This window comes from Nitrospirota bacterium (genome assembly GCA_023229435.1).
Classification (GTDB): domain Bacteria; phylum Nitrospirota; class UBA9217; order UBA9217; family UBA9217; genus JALNZF01.
The window spans coordinates 23,886-30,910 of the sequence record JALNZF010000030.1 but is presented as its reverse complement, the minus strand read 5'-3'; the positions used below and the strand labels follow the sequence as shown (position 1 = coordinate 30,910).

Below are 7,025 nucleotides of genomic sequence, written 5' to 3'. Positions count from 1 at the left end.
TTCAGCGTCGCGCTTATGGTTTACGAGATGAAGAATATCTTCGTCTCAAAGTCCTAACCTGCATGCTCCCTGAAATCTGATTTACTAAAATCGCTCAAAAGTACCCACTCGATAGGGACTTGAGCCTGTTTTTATAACAGCATACTGCCCTGCGGGCCTCTGTCTCACCGCGATAAACTTAACAGGTTGTTGAAAAACGCTCCGTTTACCCTTCGACCCTTCGGCAAGCTCAGGACTCAGGGCGAACGGAGCGTGTATTGAATTTATTCGTATTTATCCGTTCGTGGTGAGCCTGTCGAACCACAAAAAGACTTATTCAACAGCCTGTTAAGCGAATGTCATAGTGTTCAGTAATCGATGCTTTGGTTCAGGGTGGTGAACTCGCGTGGTTTTTGTAATGCCCGGACCGGTTCTGTTAACGATGACCATTTTTTGGCCCTGCTTTGGGTTTACCCGCCGGCATTAGTTGTATTGACAAATGTTGAAATATTTGGCATTGTGTACTGGCAATAGGGCCAAAGTATCATGTTTAATTCGTCTATAAAAGTCAAACAGTGCTCATTTTGCTATTCTGACGCGTTGTTTCAGGGTGACGGCCTCGGACTTGAGAAAATGATGATCATAAGAAAGGAAAGATATCAGATGAAGAGAACATGGTTATATATGGTTGTATCGTTTCTTTTGTCGGCGATTCTTGCGGCAGGATGCAGTGGCGGCGGTGGCGGCGGCGGAATCAGCAGTGGTACCAGTAGCGACGATAACGGCGTCGTTACGCCGTCATCCAAGGCAATTACCGCATTCGGGATCGTAACCCCAGCAGCTACCGGAATCGTGAACGAAAGCGCCAGGACGATCTCTGTTATCGTGCCCTACGGGACGGACAACACCGCACTGGCGGCCACATTTACGACTACAGGAGCGAGCGTGGTCGTAGGCAGCACCGTGCAGGTGACCGGGGTGACCGTGAACAATTTCTCGACCCCCGTGGTCTATACCGTCAACGCGGCCGACGGCTCCACGCAGAACTATACGGTGACCGTGACGGTGGCATATAGAACCGACAAAGCCATTACCTCCTATTCGATCTCGGGTGTTGCCGGCACCATCGATGAAAATGCAAAGACGATCTCGGTCAATCTTTCGGGCTTAACAGATGTAACGGCCCTTACCGCCACGTTCGCGACATCGGGAACAAGCGTGACTGCGGGCGGCACGGTACAGGTGAGCGGGGTGACAAAGAACGACTTCACAAACCCGGTTGTATACACTGTTACGGCAGCGGACGGCTCGCATGTGGACTATACTGTTACCGTTACCGTGCCCCTCGTGCTCGGTACACCGATCACTTCGCCGACAGCGTCGCCAATCACTTCATTCGGCCAGACGCGTGACGGTAATGATACAGGGACGATTAATGAGCCCTGGTACTATCGGGAAAGTTTCCCCGGCCAGGCGAATGTCTGGGAGATCGATGGTGATTTTTCCCTTATCGATGGCGGCGATTTTCAGTTTGTCTCTGCACTTACGCTTACGTTCAGTGATCTGTCGTCCTTCGGATCTCAGACCTATGGCGATTTGACCTTCTATGGGCCGTTGATGGGGACGGCTCAGGGAGTCACGGTGGCGGACGTGTCCAACGGAGACTCAACGGGCGTCAGTCCTCTGTCAGGTGGATATTCCGCATTCCTGAATGCCACGTCAGATTCGCGCCTCATGCAGACCCTGAACCTAAGCGGCCTCACCGGGACGACGACACTCACCTGGACAGATAGTGTCAAGCTTAATGACGGAGATTTTACACCGGGCTACACGCCGAGCTACAGAGTCGTAATACGGAACAATGCAGGTACCGAACTTGAAGAGCTGTATTCAACGACCACCAGTATATCGGGGGTTCTGCATACCGCTAATCTGACCGCCTATAATGGACAGAGCATTGTCCTGTCATTTGAAGAACGGAGCGCTCCCGGCATTGGTTTTGGGACCCCGAACCTAACGATGATCGATTTCGTTTCAGTAAAAGATTCCGTGGCCGGCGAGCATGTGACAAACGGCGGATTTGAACTCGGCCTGGCAGGCTGGACCACGAACACACCTGCAGAGGTGCAGAACATGGCCTCGAGATCCGAGAACCACGACGGCCTCGATGTGACGCGGTCTTTCTATACCGTTCCAAACAAGCTCTGGGGACGGTGGGTGGATGTATTCGAGAACAATACTCCGAGCCCCATCACGACAACCGTCCACTATGGTACCGAACTGGGCACATCCGGCACCGCGATCATCTACGATACGCCGTCGACCAGTAGCAAAGCCATTACTGCGTGGGATGGCGATCAGTACACCCGCGATATCGGTATGGTGTTTGGCAATGCTGGCCAGGTGGTATATCAATCCGATGATGGCTTGGCTAACGGTAATGGAAGCGATATGATTGATTTCTCCTATACCATCACTGTTCCGGTGGGCGGCAGTGTGGCTATTGTCAACTTTATCATCCTGGGGACCTACGACACCAGCCTGACTGCTGCGGATGCATTGGCCAAGGCCACGGAGATCGACAACGAGGCGCTGAGGATCGTAAATAACTTCTGGTCCGTCACCGACCCGGAGTTCCGGGACGGCATGACACAGGAGCAGATCGACGCGATCGTAAACTTCCCTCATTAACATCTGCTGAAAGGATACTGACCCTCCGGTGTATCTTGCCGGAGGGTTTTTTTATGTTCCCACCTCTGTTCCACTCCATCCGATGTAAAACAAAAAAGATCGGTTGAATAACCGATCTTTTTATTGGTGCCGGCGGACGGAATCGAACCGTCATGAGCTTGCGCCCGGAGGATTTTGAGAGCGAGACTGACGGAGCGGTGCGCTCTGTGAAATGCTTAGAATTACGCGATAATCCTTGTTACATCAAGGGTTATCTTCGTCCGGTAAGTTGGCAGGAGATACGGTAATTTGGCTGGCTCTCCGGTCTGACGGGCATAAAATAGGCATAACGAAAAGGAGAATGAAAATGAAAAAGCACAGGATCAAGACCGATGACCTTTACGAGAAGATCGAAGACTAATTAGATCACCTTGGTGGCATACTCAGTATCGTTGAATGTCTGGCAGCTGGGAAATACGAAGGCGCAGATAACTGCATGGAAACCCTGCTTGCTCACAACCTCAACGGTTTTATGACTATCATCTACGATGCGACGCAACGGTTTGAACGGGCGCGGCAGATGATACGTGAAATGCAAGACCGGATGCCCGACGAGCCGGTGGCGGTGTAATATCAAGGCCCCTGGGCAACCCGGGGCTTTTCTTTTCTGGTTGACATTATTTCTCTATAGGCATATCATACCAATAATTATGAAAGCATGGCTTGTTGAGCACGTTAAAGCTCCCGATGAAGCGGGGAATATCGTCGAGGTCAAGATATGGCAGTTGCCCGAACCGACGAAAGACAAGCCGCATGGCTACAAGTACTCATACGTTTACATCGTGGGAAAGCGCCGGGTGATCGGCTACGACAATACCGAGGGCAAGGGAGATCACAGGCATATAAAAGGCAGGGTTGAACCGTACAAATTTGTCAGCCTCAGAAAGCTGACAGAGGATTTCTATAACGATATCGAGCAATATAAGAGGGGTGAACTATGAAAATAAAAAAGATCATGATAAAGAGTTTAAAGAGCGTTCTTGACGACACGGTCAAGAAAGTCGAGGCCATTGAACGCGGAGAGAAATTAAAGCCGGTAAAAGGGCCGGAGGTGTACTTTACGAGCTTCGAGGCTTTGCGGAAAGTGTTGACTCCGAAACGTCTTGGACTCCTGCATATCATCAAGATGAAAAAACCGTCCTCGATCAACGAGCTTGCGCGCATGGCAAAGCGGGACGTGAAGAATGTCGCGGACGACGTGAAGTATTTGGAGCAAGTGGGCTTGATCGAAAAGAAAGAGACCGCCAAGAGAACTGCGCCGGTTGTGACCTATGACAAGCTGTTTTTTGAAATGGCGGTGTAAGCGGATGGATTATCAGAAGCACAGAGAAGAGCTATTGAAGGACAAGGCTGTTAAGATAGAGCATGATAAAGTCATGCCCGAGTACGAACTTGCGCGTAACATTGTTCAACAGAGGATAAAAAGATAAGGCCCCAATTGAATGCTTGACGCACGGTCTTCCCCGCCTCACGACGCTGAAGAAGATAGCGGACGCCTTGGGTGCCAAGCTTATCATCAAGCGGCAACCGAAAAAGGTAGCGTAGTGCATCACTGTGAAAAGCATATAGGCCTTACGAAAAAACGACCACCTATCCCCCCTTATTCTGTCCGTCGTAAAACAAAAAAGATCGGTTGAATAACCGATCTTTTTATTGGTGCCGGCGGACGGAATCGAACCGTCATGGAGTTGCCCCCGGAGGATTTTGAGTCCTCTGCGTCTACCAGTTTCACCACGCCGGCACGCGATGAAAGTTACACTAACCTGCTTTTACTGTCAAGCAAAAAGGCTTGCAACTTCCTGCCCGGCTTTGTATAATACCGTCCTATGCTTACCGGGTACAATACTGACTTCAAATTCCAGGGGAAGGTCTACCACTGCCAGACCGAGGACGGCGGGGTCAACAGTCCCTATGTAACTTCTCTCCTCTATCTCCAGGGAGCGATCCTTGCTTCGCGCAAGACCAGCTACGCCGACATTCTCAAGGCCGACTGTCTTGATGAGGTGGTGCGCGCGTTGATGATGGAGCAGCACAAGCAGATGATACGCGACCTGATGCATGGAAAGCTGGATCTGAATAACGCCCCGCACGAATCCACGTACACACCATCAACTGCAACTGCGTCCGTGCCGGCGCCCGCCGCGCCGACCCCGGCTGGGGAAAAACCCGCTCCGCCTGCTCAGACTCCAGCGAGGGCGGATGCGAAAGAAAAGGGGCTCGACGATATTATCCTGGACTTTCTTGCCCAGGAGCAGCGAGACAGGGAACAGAAGAAATCGATCTGAAACACCTGTCGCCACAGAACTATTCGGGATCGCTGCGTATGAAAAACGCGGCGACACCTGCCTTGGTGAACATAATCTCATTCGTTGTTGCTCATTACCATACTATGATCCACTCAGGAGGACAGGTTGCATGGCGGCATCAAAAGAGCAGTTGAAAGCATTGACGGACAAGGCCCGAAGGGTCAGGATCGACATCCTGAAGATGCTGACCGAGTGCGGCTCGGGCCACACCGGGGGCAGCCTATCCGCGGCTGATATCGCTACGGCGCTCTACTTCTATAAAATGAAGTACGATGCAAAGAAACCGGACTGGAAGGGACGGGACCATTTCATCCTCTCGAAGGGCCATGCGGCGCCGCTTCTGTATACGGTGCTCGCGCACGCGGGGTTCATCGAGCATGCGGAGCTCTGCACGCTCCGGAAGCTCGGCTCGCGGCTCCAGGGCCATCCGGACAGCAAGTATGTGCCGGGAGTCGAGATCTCCACGGGTTCACTGGGTCAGGGCCTGTCCGTGGCCAACGGCATCGCGCTCGCGCACAAGCTCGACAAGACGTCGAACCGGGTGTACGCCCTGCTCGGCGACGGCGAACTGCAGGAGGGCCAGGTCTGGGAAGCTGCCATGACCGCGGCGCACTACAAGCTCGACAATCTCTGCGCGCTCGTGGACAACAACGGGCTCCAGATCGACGGGCCGGTTGCCAGGGTGATGGGCGTGGAGCCGATCACGGACAAATGGCGCGCCTTTGGCTGGGAAGTGCTTGATATCGACGGTCACGATCTGGGCGCCATCACCACCGCGCTCGACAAGGCCGAAACCATCAAGGGAAAGCCGACCATGATCGTTTGCCGCACGATCAAGGGCAAGGGCTCGAAGCAGTTCGAAGGCAAGGTGGAGTTCCACGGGACCACGCCGTCGAAGGAAGAGCTCGAGATCGCGTTGAAAGAGTTGTCGGAAGAGACGGTGTGCAAATAAGTGCGGAGTGGCGAGTTCGGAGTGCGGAGTGAAAGGCTGAAGACAAGAACTCCTTAGTTCTTATTCCGCACTCCGAACTCCGCATTCCGCACTCGAAGAGGGGGGAAACGTGACAAAGGTTGCGACGAGAGATGCATACGGGGACGCGCTGGTGGCCCTCGGGAAAAAGCGGGATGACGTGGTGGTGCTGGACGCGGACCTGTCGGGTTCGACGAAGACCTCGAAATTTGCCAAGGTGTTCCCGGATCGGTTCTTCAACATCGGGATTGCCGAGCAGGACATGATGGGCACGGCGGCCGGATTTTCCGTAGCCGGCAAGCTGCCGTTTGCGAGCACCTTTGCGGTGTTCGCCACGGGCAGGGCCTGGGAGCAGGTGCGGCAGTCCATCTGCTATCCGAACATGAACGTGAAGATCGTGGCGAGCCACGCGGGCATTACGGTCGGCGAGGACGGCGGCTCGCACCAGTCTGTCGAGGACATTGCCTTGATGCGCGTGCTTCCGCACATGACCGTGATCGTCCCTGCTGACGGGCCCGAGACAATGCAGGCCATCGAGGCCGTGGCGGAGCATATGGGCCCCTGCTACGTGCGCGTGGGACGGAACAAGGTGCCGACGCTCTTTGGCGAGGGGTATGCGTTCAAGATCGGGAAGGCCCACGTGTTCAACGAGGGCAGGGACGCGGCCATTATCGCCACGGGCATCATGGTCGCCGAGTCGATCAAGGCGCGCGATCTGCTGAAGGCCGAAGGGATCGACGCGGGTGTGATCAACATGTCCACGATCAAGCCGATCGATGTTGACGCCATAATCAGGGCCGCGAAGCACAGCGGCGCGATCGTGACCGCCGAGGAGCACTCGATCATCGGCGGACTGGGCGGCGCCGTGGCCGAGGTGCTGAGCGAATCATCCCCGGTCCCGATGGTGCGCATCGGCGTCAAGGACACCTTTGGTGCGTCCGGTGACCAGGAAGGGCTGCTGAAGAAGTACGGCATGTCGGCGGGTGATATCGTTTCCGCGGTCAAGGAAGTTATTAAGAAGAAGCGCTGATGCGCAAGCG

At 54.0% G+C, this 7,025-nt stretch carries 6 protein-coding genes and 1 tRNA gene; 6 read left to right on the top strand and 1 reads right to left on the bottom strand.

Features of this window, described 5'->3' with window-relative positions; all coding sequences use genetic code 11:
• Positions 1 to 642: 642 nt before the first annotated feature.
• The 3 genes from M0R70_14610 to M0R70_14600 all read left to right on the top strand — a co-directional run bounded on the left by M0R70_14610 (position 643) and on the right by M0R70_14600 (position 4,012).
• Entirely contained in the window at positions 643 to 2,670 is a 2,028-nt protein-coding gene (locus M0R70_14610) for a DUF5018 domain-containing protein (GenBank protein MCK9420600.1), read from the top strand.
• A gap of 689 nt (positions 2,671 to 3,359) precedes the next feature.
• Complete coding sequence (locus tag M0R70_14605; protein ID MCK9420599.1) at positions 3,360 to 3,650, top strand: DUF6516 family protein; 291 nt, start codon at positions 3,360 to 3,362, stop codon at positions 3,648 to 3,650.
• Entirely contained in the window at positions 3,647 to 4,012 is a 366-nt protein-coding gene (locus M0R70_14600) for a hypothetical protein (GenBank protein MCK9420598.1), read from the top strand. Before M0R70_14605 ends, M0R70_14600 begins: the two co-directional genes overlap by 4 nt.
• A 351-nt stretch (positions 4,013 to 4,363) precedes the next feature.
• On the opposite strand, the gene M0R70_14595 is transcribed toward M0R70_14600, so the two are convergent.
• A tRNA-Leu gene (locus M0R70_14595) sits at positions 4,364 to 4,450 on the bottom strand.
• 85 nt (positions 4,451 to 4,535) lie between these two features.
• Between M0R70_14595 and M0R70_14590 the strand changes: the two genes are divergently transcribed.
• From M0R70_14590 to M0R70_14580, 3 genes are all read left to right on the top strand, one after another.
• Positions 4,536 to 4,994: a hypothetical protein gene (locus M0R70_14590; GenBank protein ID MCK9420597.1), complete on the top strand. Its 459-nt coding sequence runs from the start codon at positions 4,536 to 4,538 to the stop codon at positions 4,992 to 4,994.
• Between the two features lie 130 nt (positions 4,995 to 5,124).
• The gene (locus M0R70_14585) at positions 5,125 to 5,967 is read left to right on the top strand and encodes a transketolase (GenBank protein ID MCK9420596.1); all 843 of its coding nucleotides are present in this window, start codon (positions 5,125 to 5,127) and stop codon (positions 5,965 to 5,967) included.
• A 109-nt stretch (positions 5,968 to 6,076) separates the two neighbouring features.
• Positions 6,077 to 7,015 carry a transketolase family protein gene (locus M0R70_14580; protein MCK9420595.1) on the top strand — a complete coding sequence of 313 codons (939 nt, stop codon included), beginning with the start codon at positions 6,077 to 6,079 and terminating at the stop codon, positions 7,013 to 7,015.
• Positions 7,016 to 7,025: the final 10 nt, after the last annotated feature.